This is a genomic window from Microbulbifer regidiadema (SeqCode), assembly GCF_052467605.1.
In genome coordinates this window covers 431,546-446,509 of record NZ_CP174316.1, presented here as the reverse complement: position 1 = coordinate 446,509, position 14,964 = coordinate 431,546, and the positions used below count along the sequence as shown (strand labels likewise).

14 protein-coding genes are annotated in these 14,964 nt (G+C 54.5%); 5 read left to right on the top strand and 9 right to left on the bottom strand.

What is annotated here, in order from left to right; genetic code table 11:
• Positions 1–213 precede the first annotated feature (213 nt).
• The 6 genes from ACJJIF_RS02765 to ACJJIF_RS02740 form a co-directional block, all read right to left on the bottom strand.
• Entirely contained in the window at positions 214–558 is a 345-nt protein-coding gene (locus tag ACJJIF_RS02765; RefSeq protein WP_444930718.1) for a hypothetical protein, read from the bottom strand.
• Positions 559–871: 313 nt separating this feature from the next.
• Positions 872–1,336, bottom strand: coding sequence for a netrin-like domain-containing protein (locus tag ACJJIF_RS02760; RefSeq protein WP_444930717.1), 465 nt, complete (start codon positions 1,334–1,336; stop codon positions 872–874).
• Between the two features lie 357 nt (positions 1,337–1,693).
• The gene (locus ACJJIF_RS02755) at positions 1,694–2,779 is read right to left on the bottom strand and encodes a PQQ-dependent sugar dehydrogenase (RefSeq protein WP_444930716.1); all 1,086 of its coding nucleotides are present in this window, start codon (positions 2,777–2,779) and stop codon (positions 1,694–1,696) included.
• A 221-nt stretch (positions 2,780–3,000) separates the two neighbouring features.
• A complete protein-coding gene (locus ACJJIF_RS02750; RefSeq protein ID WP_444930715.1) occupies positions 3,001–3,648 on the bottom strand; it encodes a YiaD family glycine zipper/OmpA-like lipoprotein in 648 nt (215 codons plus the stop codon).
• A gap of 599 nt (positions 3,649–4,247) precedes the next feature.
• Positions 4,248–4,475 (bottom strand): SlyX family protein, encoded by a 228-nt coding sequence (locus ACJJIF_RS02745; protein WP_444930714.1) that lies wholly within the window; start codon positions 4,473–4,475, stop codon positions 4,248–4,250.
• Complete coding sequence (locus ACJJIF_RS02740; RefSeq protein WP_444930713.1) at positions 4,475–5,617, bottom strand: serine hydrolase domain-containing protein; 1,143 nt, start codon at positions 5,615–5,617, stop codon at positions 4,475–4,477. The genes ACJJIF_RS02745 and ACJJIF_RS02740 overlap by 1 nt, the downstream gene beginning before the upstream one ends.
• Before the next feature lie 110 nt (positions 5,618–5,727).
• On the opposite strand from ACJJIF_RS02740, the gene ACJJIF_RS02735 reads away from it, so the two are divergent.
• Positions 5,728–6,192, top strand: a complete 465-nt coding sequence (locus ACJJIF_RS02735) for a PaaI family thioesterase (RefSeq protein ID WP_444930712.1) — start codon at positions 5,728–5,730, stop codon at positions 6,190–6,192.
• 132 nt (positions 6,193–6,324) lie between these two features.
• Here the strand turns inward: ACJJIF_RS02735 and ACJJIF_RS02730 are convergent, their stop codons facing one another.
• A complete protein-coding gene (locus tag ACJJIF_RS02730) occupies positions 6,325–7,158 on the bottom strand; it encodes an ion transporter (protein WP_444930711.1) in 834 nt (277 codons plus the stop codon).
• 168 nt (positions 7,159–7,326) lie between these two features.
• On the opposite strand from ACJJIF_RS02730, the gene yciH reads away from it, so the two are divergent.
• Positions 7,327–7,650, top strand: coding sequence for a stress response translation initiation inhibitor YciH (gene yciH, locus ACJJIF_RS02725; protein ID WP_444930710.1), 324 nt, complete (start codon positions 7,327–7,329; stop codon positions 7,648–7,650).
• Here the strand turns inward: yciH and ACJJIF_RS02720 are convergent.
• Complete coding sequence (locus tag ACJJIF_RS02720; RefSeq protein ID WP_444930709.1) at positions 7,647–10,181, bottom strand: hypothetical protein; 2,535 nt, start codon at positions 10,179–10,181, stop codon at positions 7,647–7,649. The genes yciH and ACJJIF_RS02720 overlap by 4 nt on opposite strands.
• A gap of 182 nt (positions 10,182–10,363) precedes the next feature.
• Complete coding sequence (locus ACJJIF_RS02715) at positions 10,364–11,008, bottom strand: TetR/AcrR family transcriptional regulator (RefSeq protein WP_444930708.1); 645 nt, start codon at positions 11,006–11,008, stop codon at positions 10,364–10,366.
• A gap of 198 nt (positions 11,009–11,206) precedes the next feature.
• Here ACJJIF_RS02715 and ACJJIF_RS02710 point away from each other — a divergent pair, with 198 nt between their 5' ends.
• The 3 genes from ACJJIF_RS02710 (at position 11,207) to ACJJIF_RS02700 (ending at position 14,956) form a co-directional block, all read left to right on the top strand.
• Positions 11,207–12,100 carry an SDR family oxidoreductase gene (locus ACJJIF_RS02710; RefSeq protein ID WP_444930707.1) on the top strand — a complete coding sequence of 298 codons (894 nt, stop codon included), beginning with the start codon at positions 11,207–11,209 and terminating at the stop codon, positions 12,098–12,100.
• On the top strand, positions 12,100–13,707 hold the full coding sequence (locus ACJJIF_RS02705; RefSeq protein WP_444930706.1) for an acyl-CoA carboxylase subunit beta: 1,608 nt from the start codon (positions 12,100–12,102) through the stop codon (positions 13,705–13,707). The genes ACJJIF_RS02710 and ACJJIF_RS02705 overlap by 1 nt, the downstream gene beginning before the upstream one ends.
• An 82-nt stretch (positions 13,708–13,789) precedes the next feature.
• Entirely contained in the window at positions 13,790–14,956 is a 1,167-nt protein-coding gene (locus ACJJIF_RS02700) for an acyl-CoA dehydrogenase family protein (RefSeq protein ID WP_444930705.1), read from the top strand.
• Positions 14,957–14,964: the final 8 nt, after the last annotated feature.

Genomic DNA, 14,964 nt, shown 5'->3' with positions numbered 1-14,964 from the left:
GAAGTCACAAGGCAGAGTGCAGATCGCCCTGAAAGCCCCACAGGGCGGACCTTGAAGACCACAGCTGCTGCATTGCGGCACTTGTAAAGGACTGCGGCCATTCGCGGTGAGCTTGCGCCTAATATCTGCGGAATTATGCAGAGGCTCCTTAAGAATAAGATAAGGCCGCACCTCTGTGCGGCCTTAATTTTCTCTTTGCCCGCTCTCGCTGAATCATTGCTGCTGGTCGGTATTACTTTCCATACCCTCATCGGTACCGGTGTCAATCTCACCAGAGGTAGAAGCGTCGGGAGAATCACCAGCAGCCTCTGGGGCTGCTGGTTCCTGGGGCATTGGTACATCGGAGCTGCCCGTACCGTCAGTCGCACTATCGGAGGGAACCATTGAATCACTGCGGCCCTCCCCACCGGGAGGAGTAGAAGAATCCTTCATCTGCTCACCACTCTGCTCCTGCTCCATAGAGTTGTAAGCTTCCTGGGCTTTGCGCTCACCGCTGCGGGACATAAAGTAACCGATAATCAGCAGTAAAATGATCAGGGGGATAAGTAATCTCTTCATATTTGGACCTCTCGACCCCAGGCAAAATCAAAAGAAGGCATTCATCGCCAAGCCGACCCGGTTACACTGCACAGGCCAATGCGCTCTTGTCGATAATGATCCCAAACCCTGACACTCCAGCCTGTTTACAACGCTGCGCGGCTCAAAAACCCGCAGCGTAAGTAAAGGAAGGTCGCGCCAACATTGATAAGAATAACCCGCCTTCTGGGTTCTTCAAGGAAGAGTGCCGACTTATAGCAGTTTGGATTGCTGTAAAGAAAAGAGCGGTTAAAACCGAAAGTTCTAATACATAGGGTTAAAAGAGGCCTCTCCTTCAGCCCTGTTTTATAAATTCACTGAGTTGGGCGAGTATCGCAGAGGCATCGGACTCGGCAATAACCGCTTCACAGCTCCTCAGATGTAGTCTCCCGTAACTATCCAAACTGGCAAAGATCAGATAGTTTTCACCTTGCTCCAATTTTATATCACAGGACTCAAACCCCAGGCGGAAGGTAATCTCTCCTCCCACAGGCCCCTTCCACACCTGACTGGGAACCGCAGAATAGACATAGCCGGATACCGCCGTAATCCCCGCTTCAGATAATGCGCTATCTACGTCCCGATACACATTTGTCACCTCCACCTGCGCGACAACCTCAGCCTCGGCAAAGCGCAGCTCCAAATGGGCATTGGAACTCTCAGCCACCTCCTCGGTCGCACTCGCGAAGCTACTCACAAGAAGGAATAAAATACAGCGCACTATGCGGAGAAACATTTCACTAGAAATTATTTGTGCCACCGCCAGCTCCTTATTTATGCTCTTTCTGCAATAGACATAGCACAAGCCCCCGGGGGCAGCTTCTTCTTTTAAGGAAACAGCAACAGGAAACCTATCGGTGGCGCCCAAATTGATAGATTAGCTGTAACGATAGAGTGCCTGAGCCCCCTGACAGAAATTTACTTCTGCAGGGACGAGATAAAAGACTTTGCAATGCCTACTACCAGACCAGAAAGAAAGCCTGCTCTGCACTAGAGATACACTGTGAATACATTCCTACAGGCGCGCAAGCGGTATCCATACCTCGTCAGTACTTTCCCTGTCTAGCAACAACACAGGCTGCGCAAATGGCAGCCCGGACTCATTAGGAATGATCGATCAAAAGCCACTGTAGCTTAAACGGTAGATCTTATGGGCGAAGTCATCGGAAACCAGTATGCTGCCATCGGGCATTTCGAGAAAGGCCACGGGACGGCCGTAGGTGGTTTCATTCTGCATAAAACCTGTAATCAACGGCTGGTAATCAGTAATTTCATTATCTTCAACCGTTGCCAGCATCACCCGGTAACCAGATTTTTTACTTCGATTCCAGGAGCCGTGCTCGGCAACCAAAAGATTCTGCTGGTAATCCTTGGGAAATTGTTCACCGCGATAAAAATGTATTCCTAGAGGTGCAACATGAGCACCAAGATTTAACCTTGGCTTGGAATAGTCAGCGGCTTTCTTGCCCCGGCCAAATTCCGGGTCGGCAATATCATCTCCGTGAAAATAGGGATAGCCAAAATGCTCCCCGGCATAACTCACCTTATTGATTTCACAAGGGGGAATATCATCGCCCATCATGTCGCGACCATTGTCCGTAAACCACAGTTCATGGGTTTGTGGGTGGAAATCAAAGCCCACTGAATTTCTCACTCCGCTGGCAATAACCTTGGTCTCTTTGGCAGACAAATCCAGGGAAAATATTTTTGAGTAATTTTCATCGGCATCGCAGATATTACACGGGGCTCCGACGGGAACAATCAGCCGCCCCTCTTTATCAAAACGGAGAAATTTCCAACCGTGATGCCTGTCAGTCGGAAACTGATCGTAGACAATCTCAGATTTGGGTTTATCCAAATTTTTATCAATCTCGGGAAAACGAATAATTTTATCGACATCTGCGACATATAAGTCACCATTTCGATACGCGATACCCGTGGGTGCCTGTAGGTTTTCCATCAACAGCCAGCGCTTATCCGCTTTACCGTCCCCATCAGTATCTTTGAGGGCGTAGACTTTTTTCGCACTGAAAGAACCGGAAAAAACAGTTCCCCGCTCAGAGCGCGCCAACTGGCGGGCGGTCTCAACATTTTCAGCAAAATAGCTCAACTCAAAGCCCGCAGGCACTTTAAGTTGATCTAGGGTGATCTCCGCTTGAACAGCAGTACTGAAGAGCCAAATGGCGAGCAGTCTCTTTTTCATGGTTGTCAGCCGGCAGGTAAACACCCATGTTAACCCTACCCAACCACCTTGACTAATTTCGTGCAGGCAATAAGCGTTAAAAGACTGTCTGGAAGCGATAAATAGCTTGGTAGCACCCGCTCGGGCAGTATAGAGAGGCCTAAATTTAGACCGCTGAAGTTGACCCAGGGCAAAGACCCTGGGCCCTGTCGCTCACAGCTCAGAGGCTGTGTCGCCAGTGATTACATCGGCAGCAGTTCCAGCTCAACGCGGCGATTGGCCTGGCGTCCAGCTTCGGAGTCGTTGCTGGCAATAGGATAGCGCTCGCCATAGCCCACAGCCTGAACACGGCCGGCGGAAACCCCTTGACCGCTAAAGAAGCTGGCAACAGAGTTCGCGCGCTGCTCACTCAGCCCCTGGTTGTAAACATCGGAACCGGTGCTGTCGGTGTGGCCGCTAACTCGAATTGCCGTTTGGTCAAACTCCTGCAACACAACGATAACCGACTCCAGGGTGCTATAGAAATCGGTGCGAATATCGGTGCGATTGGAACCGAAAGTAATATTGCCAGGCATAATCAAGCGGATATTGTCACCCTCGCGCTCGACACGCACACCGGTGCCTTCCAGGCGCTGACGCAACAGCATTTCCTGTCGATCCATATAGTAGCCAACACCGCCACCGATCGCCGCACCACCCAGGGCACCTGTCAGGGCGCCTTTACTCCGGTCTTTCTTGCTGGCAGTCGCGACGCCAATGATCGCTCCAGTGACAGCGCCAATTCCAGCCCCCTTGGCGGCATTGCTGGTTTTACTTTCACCGGTGTAGGGGTCTAGGGTGGTACAACCAACCATTGAACCCAGTGCCAGGGCTGCTACCCAATATTTCATTACTGCCTCTCTATATAACGCATTTTTAAGTAATGGGCTTTGAGCTGCACAGGTGCTGTGCAATCTCGGCATTATTCAGCACGCTAGATGACTGGCGACTGAACCGACCCAATGAATTTTTCTTAAGATTAAGTCGAATTAATTATTCGTTCTACTGACTAGTCCCCATTACCTGGCACTCATCGACAAATAAGCGCTGACATTGAGCAGGCTGTCGAGCAAGAAACATCCAAGCCCCCAGTCTTCCACAACTTCTGTGGATAAAACTGTGTATTAATATGCAAGGCTCCGCGCCAGACGGCGTAAACTCTTACTTACAGCGTTTTGCACATTTTTTAAACTCTTCCGTTTTTTATTAAAAATCAATAAGTTGCAAATTGGCACGGATGTCATAGCGCAGTGGACAGCGCTTTCATTAGGGACAACTTTGAGTAACTACGCATGTGGAAAAGTTTGTCAATAGTACTTTCCCGCTTGAGGCAATTTTTTTAGATACTTTTGTTTCTAAAACTGTCCTCAAGTGACAACAACCAGCCGCAGGGCCTATTGGTGCGCCAGCGGCTGTGGACATCTACAGAAATCCCCATGGGGCTCCAGCGCTAGTAGTGCGGTGGTTTTTCATCCAGTTGCTTAGCCCCCCCCTGCATCTCAAAGGCAATGGTGCGATACTTTTCCCCCAGCTCACGCATATGCGCGAGCAGGGTGCGAATATCCGTATCCTGGCGAGCAATCACATCATTCAACTGGCTTATGGTGTCTTCCTGAAAGGCCAAACGGCTCTCCAGCTCATCAATCCGCTCTACCAGAGCCTGCATTTCTTCAGCCATTACAACAACCCATAAAGAACATCGACCAAACCGACTGCGCGGCGATCCATAAACAAGCTCTGCCCCAACCGAGTTGTGACATACCCCAGCCCCAAGCCTTTCTCCGGGTCGGCAAAGCCAACGCTACCACCCGCTCCCGGATGCCCGAAGCCCCGGCTGCCGCCAAAACGCAAATCTGCGGCAGTGCTGCTGCGAATAAAGCCACAACCAAAGCTGACCTCTGCCTGCAAGACTTTATCGCGGCCGCAACTCTGCTCCTTTGTCGCCTCATCGATCCAGGGCTTGGATAAAATAGTGGGCTCGTCACAGGAGAGATCGCCGTAAACGGCGGCCAGGTCTCTCGCACTAAAGTGGCCATTGGCAGCAGGAATCAAAGCGCCGCGCCACTCGGGGCTATTGGTCCCCATCATCAGGCTCACCGGGTTGCTAAATGCCATCGCCACAGGCCCTTTGCGATCTTCTTTAATCGCTCGGCCAATGGCATTTTCACGCAGTTCCGGCAGGGGCTGTTTCAGCGGGCTCACATCGGCAATTCTCTGTGAGCGGTGGCCGTTTGCTCCAAATCCCCCGTCAAGGTTGAGGGGTTTGGCTAACAATTCCCGATAAAGTTCCAATAGTGGTTTTTCCGCCACCCGCTCAATTAATCCCCCCAGGCTCCAGCCGTATAAAAATGGGGCATAGCCCTGGGCACTACCGGGCGCCCACCAGGGTTCACTGCCGGCAACCTGATCGCAGGCCCCCTGCCAGTCGTAAATCAAACTGTCTTTGACCCGCTCGCGGAAAGCGACGAGCCCACTGCGGTGACACAATAATTGGCGTGCAGTGACAACATCTTTGCCCGGAGCAAATTCAGGCCAGTAATCAGCCACCGGGCGATCCAAATCCAGTTTGCCCGCCGCGACCTGCTGCATCGCCAATACTGCGAGAACCCCTTTCGAGGAGGAGAATACGTTGGCCAAGGTGTCTTCGGTAAATGGCCTCTCTGCCCCCCGATCTGCACTTCCAGCCCATAAAGAACAGATTAATTCTCCGTGCTGGCGCACGGCAAAGGCCGCTCCTGTATCGCCGCACTCGCGAAAATTTCTGGCGAAAGCATCGTAAAGAGCCTCAAAACCAGGGGCACAAAAGCCGTATATTTCCATGTATTTACGTCCAGATAATTCGGGTAATTCTGTTGCAAGCCCGCAAGGGTAGTTTCTTCCACTCCACGGCGCAAATCGGTAGTATGGCGCGCTTATAACGAGGGATAAATATGACTCAGGAAAGCGCAATTCAAGATCAGATCCAGGGCAACCACTGCTTTGGTTGCGGCCCGGACAACGACCAGGGTCTGCGTATTAAAAGCTACTGGACCGAGAAGGATCAAACCCGCTGCGAGTTCCTTCCCAGCCGCCACCACAATGCCGGGCCTGCACAATATTTAAACGGCGGTATTATCGCAACCGTGATCGACTGCCATACGGTGTGTACCGCCATTGCCGACGGCTATCTACAGGCCGGGCGCGCTGTCGGCACCGGCGATAAGGTCTGGTACGCCACGGGCAAACTGGATATCAGCTACCTGGCGCCGGCCGCTATCGATAAACCGGTCATTCTCGAAGCAACCATCGTACAGCGATCCGCCAAAAAAACCGTTCTGCACTGCAATCTCACCAGCGATGGGCGCCTGTGTGCCAAAGCGGAGGTCATTGCTGTGCGCGTCCCAGATGAGTGGTAAGGTCAAGCTGAGGAAAAACTGCCGGATCAAGGAAGCTCTGCAAACCCCGCAGGGCGAGCCCTGAAAGCTACAGAGCTACTGCGAAATTATGCGGAGACGCCTTAACTTTGGCCGACAGCGACAGACTCCAACCTAGGACAGCTCGGACTTTTCGAGGTCCTCCAGACGGTGCCCACAGAACTTGCAGTATTCTGCATCCGGGTCATGGGCACTGCGGCTACAGTTATCGCAGCGCCGCTGTAGGCGCTCCCGGTTTATCTCCCCCGCCAACTCGGCAGTCAGAATGCCGGTAGGTACCGCAATAATCGAGTAACCAATCAACATTGTCATAGCGGCAATCCCCTGCCCCAGAGGGGTTTGCGGAGAAATATCGCCGTAACCGACAGTCGTGATCGTCACAATGGCCCAATACACACTGGTGGGAATACTGGTAAAACCATGGTCCGGCCCCTCCACCACAAACATCAGCGAGCCGAAAATGATACACATCACCAAAACACCGGAGTAAAACACCAGAATCTTGCGCCGGGCCAAGCCGAGGGAGCGCAACAGTACATTGGCATCACGCAAATAGCGCACCAACTTGAGAATTCGGAAGATCCGCAGCACCCGCAACAGGCGAATCACCAGCAGATAGGTGGCACCGGTATAGAGAAGAGCCAGATAGCTGGGCAGAATGGCGAGAAGGTCCACAATCCCATAGAAGCTGAAAATATATTTGCGGCGATTTACCGTGCAGTATATCCGCGCGATATATTCGATGGTGAAGAGGCCGGTGAATATCCACTCCAGGCCAATCAACACATGTTCATAGCGATCGCGCACTGAACCAATGGAGGCCACAAGCACCAGGACCACACTGATCAGGATCGCCCAGATCAAAAAAACGTCAAAATTCCGCCCCGCCCGGGTCTCAGTTCCGAAAATTACTTCATTGAGCAGTTTTCGACGCCCTGTCAACGCCATCTATATCACCTCGACTACGCTGCTGTTTTATCTTGCGACAAAATTCTAACCTCTCAGGCAGCAGGGGTCGCCCCATTTTCAATATCCCGAAGCGCAGCTTTGACATCCTGCGTACCTCGGGCACAATCGCCGGCAATTTCCACTAAACATCAACGGAGTACCCCAGCCATGGCCAAGGACCATCGTCTCGTCTATTCAACCGATCGCGGTCGCATCAAAGAAGAGCCCAAGGCCGAGCAGCGCCGCGAGGGCGATGGCATCGTTCGCATCCAGAGAGAAACCAAGGGGCGCAAAGGGAAAGGCGTAACCTGTGTTCGCGGGCTGCCCGGTACCGACAGCGAACTCAAACTGCTTCTGGCAGAACTGAAGAAACGCTGCGGCTGTGGTGGCGCCCTCAAAGAGGGGGTGATTGAGATTCAGGGCGACAAGCGCACAGAGATCAAAGCCTTCCTGGAATCACGTAATCACACCGTAAAGCTGGCCGGTGGTTAGCCGGCCTTAAGCAGTCGCAGTGGATTTAACTGCAACTGCTCTTCCCTCTCCAGGCACGGCCCAAGCAGGGCTGCAAGTTGGAGCTGGTAGTGCTCGAGAATCGCTGCGCGAACATGTTTGCAGTGGGACTCCATGATTTGCACGGCGTTCAATACCTCTTGGCGCCCGTGCGGCAGCTGCTTGAAAGCCCCGCGCTGAACCTTCAAATTCAGCACTGCGCCCAGCCCCTGCTCTTGCAGTAGCGGTGAAGCCTCCACCGCCGCAACAATGGCATCCATCTCCCGCGCAGACAGCGCCATATATTTCTGCAGCAGCTCTCTCTCATTCAACTCAAGGGATAAATGCTGGGCCAACATGGCCAGCGAGTGGCTGTAGCCAGCGAGCCGCTCCAGGTGCGCAGCCAAGCTATCGTAAGCGGCCAAATGGCGCAGTTGATTTCTGGCCCTCTTGCGCTGCTCAACCGGCATAGTCACCAGTGCCAGGCACAGGCGCTGATAGAAAACGCTATAAATCTGCTGTAGCTGCTGCTGAGCCTCCTCCAGCCCGGCGCGTTCAGTCGCAATCCGCTCTTGCGCAGTGGCGAGGCTGGGGCCCTTCAAGTAAAAATCATCGGCATTAAAGCGGACTTTTCCGCGTATCATGGCCGCGCCCAGCTGCATGGCAAAAATCCGGGTTTGCAAATCCTCCCGGCGCCCGCGCAGATCGCGCAACTCCACCAGCTTACTGCGCAGCCAGTCGATAGTGCCCTGTAGGTCCATTGCCTGCATTTCCGCAGAGGATGGCCTGCGCAATGGCATCAGCGCAGGGGGCGGCAAGCGGTTGAAATACCCTTCAAGCATCTCCGCAGATGCCTCTAACTCCTTGCTCACGCTGAGTAACAGGCGATTCTCGACCACCTCACAGCCCTGCTCGACTCTTCCAGCGGTAACAGAGATAGCCAAACTGTCAAAGTCGGCGAACAGAGGCTGCAAAGGCACTGCTGATCCAATCTGGGCAGTAAACGCCCGCTCAATCAAGACGGCGGCACACTCACTATCGATAGCCTGCTGGATATCCCAGGGGTCTCTCGCCTGCGCCATGGCGGCATCAACCGCATCACTGGTATCCCCATCCAGGTTCTCCTGCATCCAGCGCACCGCATCGGGGATATTGATACAGCTGCGCCCCAGGGCTTGAGCCTCCCGGTTAACCTCTGTCACCAAAAGGTCTGCATGCACAAGCCGGTGCCACTTTCTGGCAAAGTCTGCCAGAGCGTCGCTGCCGATCACCTGCGCGGCGACGCTATCGGCCCTCTCCTGTAGCAATACGGCACTGCCCGCCGTCAGCCGGCAATGCAGCGCCTCCAAGCGCTGGAGAATCGGCAGTAAAATATAACCGCTGGCCACAAATATGCGGTGAAACGGCTTTAGCAAACTCTCAGGGGCATTATCCGGGCTGACAGCACTGCGTTCATTTTCAAATGCCCACTGCATCAGTTCCAGTCGCTGCATAGCGCCGTAAGTCAACCAGCCGAGCGTGCCCTGCAAGCGGCCGCGATAAAAAGCGAGCCCTCTAGCCACCAGCGCCAAAACCTCTCTGCCCTCCATTGAGGCAACGCTGGCAAGCCCCAGCGTTAGTGGTAAACGCTGTCTAAGTACCGATAAAAAACCCGGCTGTGACACGATTTGGGCATCGGCACCGACAAAGACCTGGCTGATCTTGGGCAATCCCAATTTATCTGCCATTAACTCAATCAGTTGCCGCACATCCTCGCCCTCAGCGGGCAGTAATTGCCGAGGTGGCAATGGATCTCGCAGGCGGGGGGAAAAGCAGAAAAATGGCCAGGCCAGTAACAGGCCAACAAACAGGGCGGAAAGCACGGATAAAAAACTCAGCGCCAGCCCCACGCCCGTCAGGGTCCCCTGCCATACGGCCAAAGGGATTTGCCAGAGGCCATAACCTGCGAAAAAAATACAAGCGCACAGCGTCGACAAAAATAGCGACGGGACAACTGCCGCCTTGATCACTCCCCAGGCAACCCTGCCCTGACTGCTGGCACTCTCGATCTGTAGGGGACTGGCCGCCGATAAATACTGATGCAGCGAATGAGAGGGGGTCTCTAGCTTATCCGCAGATAAATCCGTGACTGGGCCTATTTCCCCGGATCTGCCCACGGCAGAGGGGGGCTGCTCGGCGGCCACAAAGGGATCTGTGCCGATACGGGATTTTTCAGTGACGGCTGCCGAAGTCGCATTCACCTGGGCCTTGCGCCGCTGAGCGACCTTAATTTTGGCAATCAGCTCGCGATTATCAAATCGTCCTGCCGGGCAGACTTCCACCCGCAAACCCATTTTCTGCAAACGGGTACGGAACTCCAGCGCCTGATCAGAAGCCAGCTGGTCTTTAATCACCCAGCCTTTCAGTAGCAGTCTGCGCGCCTGAGGCTCCGAGATAGAGAACAATTTCGCCACATCCCGAACCACCGGACCCGGCTCCTTGGCGTGCAGTGTCCTTCCTGTGGAAACCACCTGGTACAAATCCTGGCCAGCCATCTCCCCTCCTGTCACCAAGTGACATAAATTGTCACATTTATTGCATCTTGCGCGGAGAGTAAAAGATCCAGAAAAATTCAGTTGCGCACCAGTTCTCACACAGCCGGTTAAAGTACAAAATTGGCAGGAAAGCAGGCAAAGTTCACAGTTTTACTGGCACGCTTTGCCAATTTAGACGACATTTATGGGGTAAATATCGTCAGAATACGCGCCGCCAAGTCAGAAATGGATAGGCCCTTATCTCTCGGCTTAAACCAACTGTATGTGTGACTCAATGCACCTACCAGCAAGCGTCTTACCAGGGCCGGATCACCACCGGGGCACTGGGCCGCTTCAATAGCATCCCGCCATATCTGCTCGTACTCTTCCCGCAAGCGCAAAACTTCCTGCTGACTGTCCTCGGAAAGGCTGCGCCATTCAACCACCAGAATCGAAAAACCCGGTACTGCCAAACCGTGAATTGCCTCCAGTTCACACTGGATACAAGCCCTTAAGCGCTCTTGGGGTGAGCGGCTTCGCTCTGCGGCAGTGCGCATTCGCGCACCGGCAAAAATGGTCACCTCCCGCATAACCTCACAGAGGATCTGCTCCTTGCTGGAAAAGTGGTGAAAAATACTACCGGACAAAATGCCCACTTCAGCGGCCAGATCCCGCACCGTCGTACGCGCAAACCCTTTCTGCTCGAACAGGCGCGCAGCGGCATTGAGCAAACGCCCACGGGCCGAATCGGGATCGGTCAGCACACCCTCCGCCACCAGAGCGCTAATCAGTTCCTGCGGCGTTAACTCTTCGGCGACTCTCGCCAATACCAGCCCACTCTCAGCCACAAAACACTCCCCTATTCATCAATTTGAATCCAACATCTTAGCGGCCCAGGGAATTTTTAATCAAATAGGCGCCAAGTATTGAATACCAAGCGCTTGCTTGGTAGCGTTAAGCCATTCTGCGTTTTCCCACACGCAGGCGCAAGCGCCAACGAAAAGAATAAAGAACAGGCCTCACGAGCCCAGGAAAAGGAAACTTTCATGCGCTACCAAAGCCAGCTGCGTCCCGGCAGCTTTAGTGAACAAACCCATATTGTGACCGGTGGTGGCAGTGGTATCGGCCGCTGTATCGCCCACGAGTTAAGTAGCCTCGGCGCCCATGTGGTCTTGATTGGGCGCAAAACAGAGCGGCTGGAGAGAGTTGCCGGCGAGATTCATAGCGACGGGGGCGAGTGCAGCCTGTTCAGTCTGGATATTCGCGATGAAGCGGCGGTACAGGAAACCGTTGCGCAAATTATTCAGGCTCAGGGCCAAGTTCACGGATTGGTAAATAACGCCGGCGGCCAATTTCCCTCGCCTCTGGAGCAAATCAATGCCAAAGGCTTCTCTGCCGTCGTGCGCAGCAATCTGCTGGGTGGTTTCTTAATGTCCCGCGAGGTCTTTGTGCAGTCGATGAAGCAGCACGGCGGCAGCATCGTGAATATCACCGCAGATAATGCCGGCGGTATGCCGATGATGGGGCACTCCGGTGCCGCCCGCGCAGGTATGGAAAATATTAGCGAAACCGCCGCATTGGAGTGGGCGCCTTTTGGCGTTCGAGTAAACGCTGTAGCGCCCGGCTATATCCTCTCCAGCGGTTTCGACACCTACGATCCCGAATTCCTGCGCGAGCTGCTGCCGGGCTTCCGCGACAGTATCCCCCTCTATCGGCTCGGTGAAGAAGCCGAAATCAGTGGCGCCGTGTGCTTCCTTCTGTCCGATGTGGCCAGCTATATCACCGGGCAGACCCTGCGGATCGACGGTGGCTCCAGCCTCAAGCATCACTCGCCCCTGTGGCAACCACAGGTCGCCCGCAACACCAGACGCTTTAACGGATTCCACCGCAAACGCCGCCCCCAGGTGGTGGAAGAACTGGAAGCGGAGGGCAAGCTCTGATGCAGCCGATTGATTCCCAGCTCGACAACCGCTCGGCAGAATTCAATGACAACAAAGCTGCTATGTTGGAGCAGATCAACCAATTTCGCGCGGCCGAGCAGTGTCCGCTACAGGCGGAGAAAAGTAAGACCACCCGCTACCGTAAACGGGGCTGGCTGCTGCCACGGGAGCGCCTCAATTTACTCCTCGATCCCGGCGCCCCTTTTATCGAGTTGTGCGCCCTCGCCGGCTATAAACTTTTTGACGACCAGGATGGTAGCGGCGCCGGTGGCGGTGGTATTTGTGGTATCGGCCAGATCAGCGGGCGGCGCTGTATGGTGCGAGTGGATAACTATGCCGTGAAAGGCGGAACCATCTCTCCCGCCGGCATGGATAAGGCCCTGCGTATGCAGCAGATCGCGCTGGAAAACAACCTGCCGGTAGTGGCCCTGGCACAGAGTGGCGGCGCCAATCTGATGTATGCCAGCGATACTTTCGCCCCCGGCGGGCGCGGTTTTGCCAACCAGGCGCGCATGTCTGCCGCCGGTATTCCACAGATTACCGTGGTACATGGCGGCGCTACCGCCGGCGGCGCCTATCAGCCGGGCCTGTCGGATTATGTGGTTATGGTGCGCGGGCAAACCGGTATGTACCTGGCCGGTCCTCCCTTGCTAAAAGCGGCCACCGGTGAAGTTGCCGATGAAGAGAGCCTCGGCGGAGCAACCATGCACTGCGCCGAGTCCGGCAGTGGCGATTATCTGGCGGAGAACGATGCCGACGGTATTCGCATAGCAAGAGAGATTGTCGCCGCCCTGCCCTCCCCCATAAAAAGCACGGTAAAAGAAGATTACCAGGACCCGCTACACCCGATTAGCGACCTGCTCGGCCTAATACCCGCAGACAGTAAAAAGCCTTACGACGTGCGCGAAATTCTCGCGCGTATTGCCGACGGCTCCGCCATGCTGGACTTCAAACCGGAATTCGACCGGCAAACCGTGTGCGGCCATATCCGTATAGAAGGCTTCCCCCTGGGCATTATCGGCAATAACGGCCCCATCACCCCCAAGGGCGCCAACAAGGCCGCACAATTTATCCAGCTGTGCGAACAGAGTGGCACGCCCCTATTGTTTTTACACAACACCACCGGGTTTATGGTGGGCACCGAGGTAGAGCGCAGCGGCATTATCAAACACGGGGCCAAAATGATTCAGGCCGTGGCCAACGCCAGCGTGCCAAAACTCAGTATTGTTGTGGGCGGTTCCTACGGCGCCGGCAACTACGCCATGTGTGGGCGCGGATTCGACCCCCGTTTTATTTTTGCCTGGCCCAATTCCCGCACCGCAGTTATGGGCGCAGCCCAGGCCGGCAAAGTTATGCGCATCGTCACCGAACAAAAAATGCAGCGCAGCGGCAGTGTCGATGAAGCGGTACTAGACAAGTTGGAAAACGATACCAGCGCCTTTATGCAGGGCAGTTCCGACGCTCTCGCTTGCAGTGCCCGTCTGTGGGATGACGGCATTATTGATCCCCGCGACACACGCAAACTCTTGGGTATGCTGCTGGAAATTTGCAGCGAGGCAGAGCAGAGAAAATTGAACAAAAACACCTTCGGCGTAGCGAGGTTTTAGAGCAAAAGCCTGGGTAGCAAGGAGGTGCGGCTGCCCATTTGCACAATCACCGGGTCCACAATTTACGGTAGGGAAGATAATAATGATTTTGAGTGATCAACACCGGGAGTTGCAGCGCACCGTACAAAACTTTGTACAGCAGGAAATTAACCCCAATGTGGCAGAATGGGAAAAGGCCGGCCGTTTTCCTACCCGCGAAATATTCCAACAACTGGCTGGTCTCGGCCTACTCGGCATCAGTAAGTCCACAGATTTCGGCGGTCTCGGCCTCGACTTTAGTTATGAAGCGATTTTCCTTGAGGAGTTGGGCGCTGCCCACTGCGGCGGTGTGCCCCTGTCGATCTCAGTGCAAACTTCTATGTGCACCCCTGCCCTAGCCAATTTCGGCAGCCAGGATCTCAAACAGCAGTTTCTGATTCCCGCCGTCAGCGGAGAGATGATCGGTGCGATTGCCGTATCGGAACCGGGCGCCGGCTCCGATGTCGCTTCAATTAAGACCACGGCCAAAAGCGACGGCGATGACTATGTGATCAACGGCAGCAAAATGTGGATCACCAACGCCCCCAGCGCAGACTTTTTCTGCACTCTGGTTAATACCAGCGAGGGCAAATCCCACAGCAACAAATCCCTGGTAATTATTCCGGCAAAAACCCCCGGGCTGCGCATCGGTGAAAAGCTCGACAAGATGGGCATGCGCTCATCGGAAACCGCTCCCATCTTTTTTGACGATGTACGGGTGCCAAAACATTTCCGCATCGGCGACGAAGGTGCCGGCTTCCTATTACAGATGCTGCAATTCCAGGAGGAGCGCCTCGCCGGTGCCGCACTGAACCTGAAAGGCCTGGAAAACTGTGTAAGCAGCACCATCGACTATGTGCGCGAGCGCCACGCCTTTAAAGCGCCGCTGCTCGACAACCAAACTATCCATTTTGCCCTCGCGGAAATGCAGACCGAAGTGGAATGCCTGCGCTCATTAACTTGGCGTGCAGTGGAGGCCTATGTGGCCGGTGAAGATGTCACCACCCTCGCCTCTATGGCCAAACTCAAGGCCGGCCGCCTGTCCCGCTCTATTCCAGACCAGTGCCTACAGTTCTGGGGGGGCATGGGCTATATCGAGGAAACCGTAATCAACCGCGCCTACCGCGACAGTCGTCTCACCGCGATCGGCGGCGGTGCAGATGAAGTGATGCTCGGCATTATCTGCAAGCTGATGGGCATACTGCCCAGCAAACGCAAGCCCAAGGCGTGAGGTCAGGC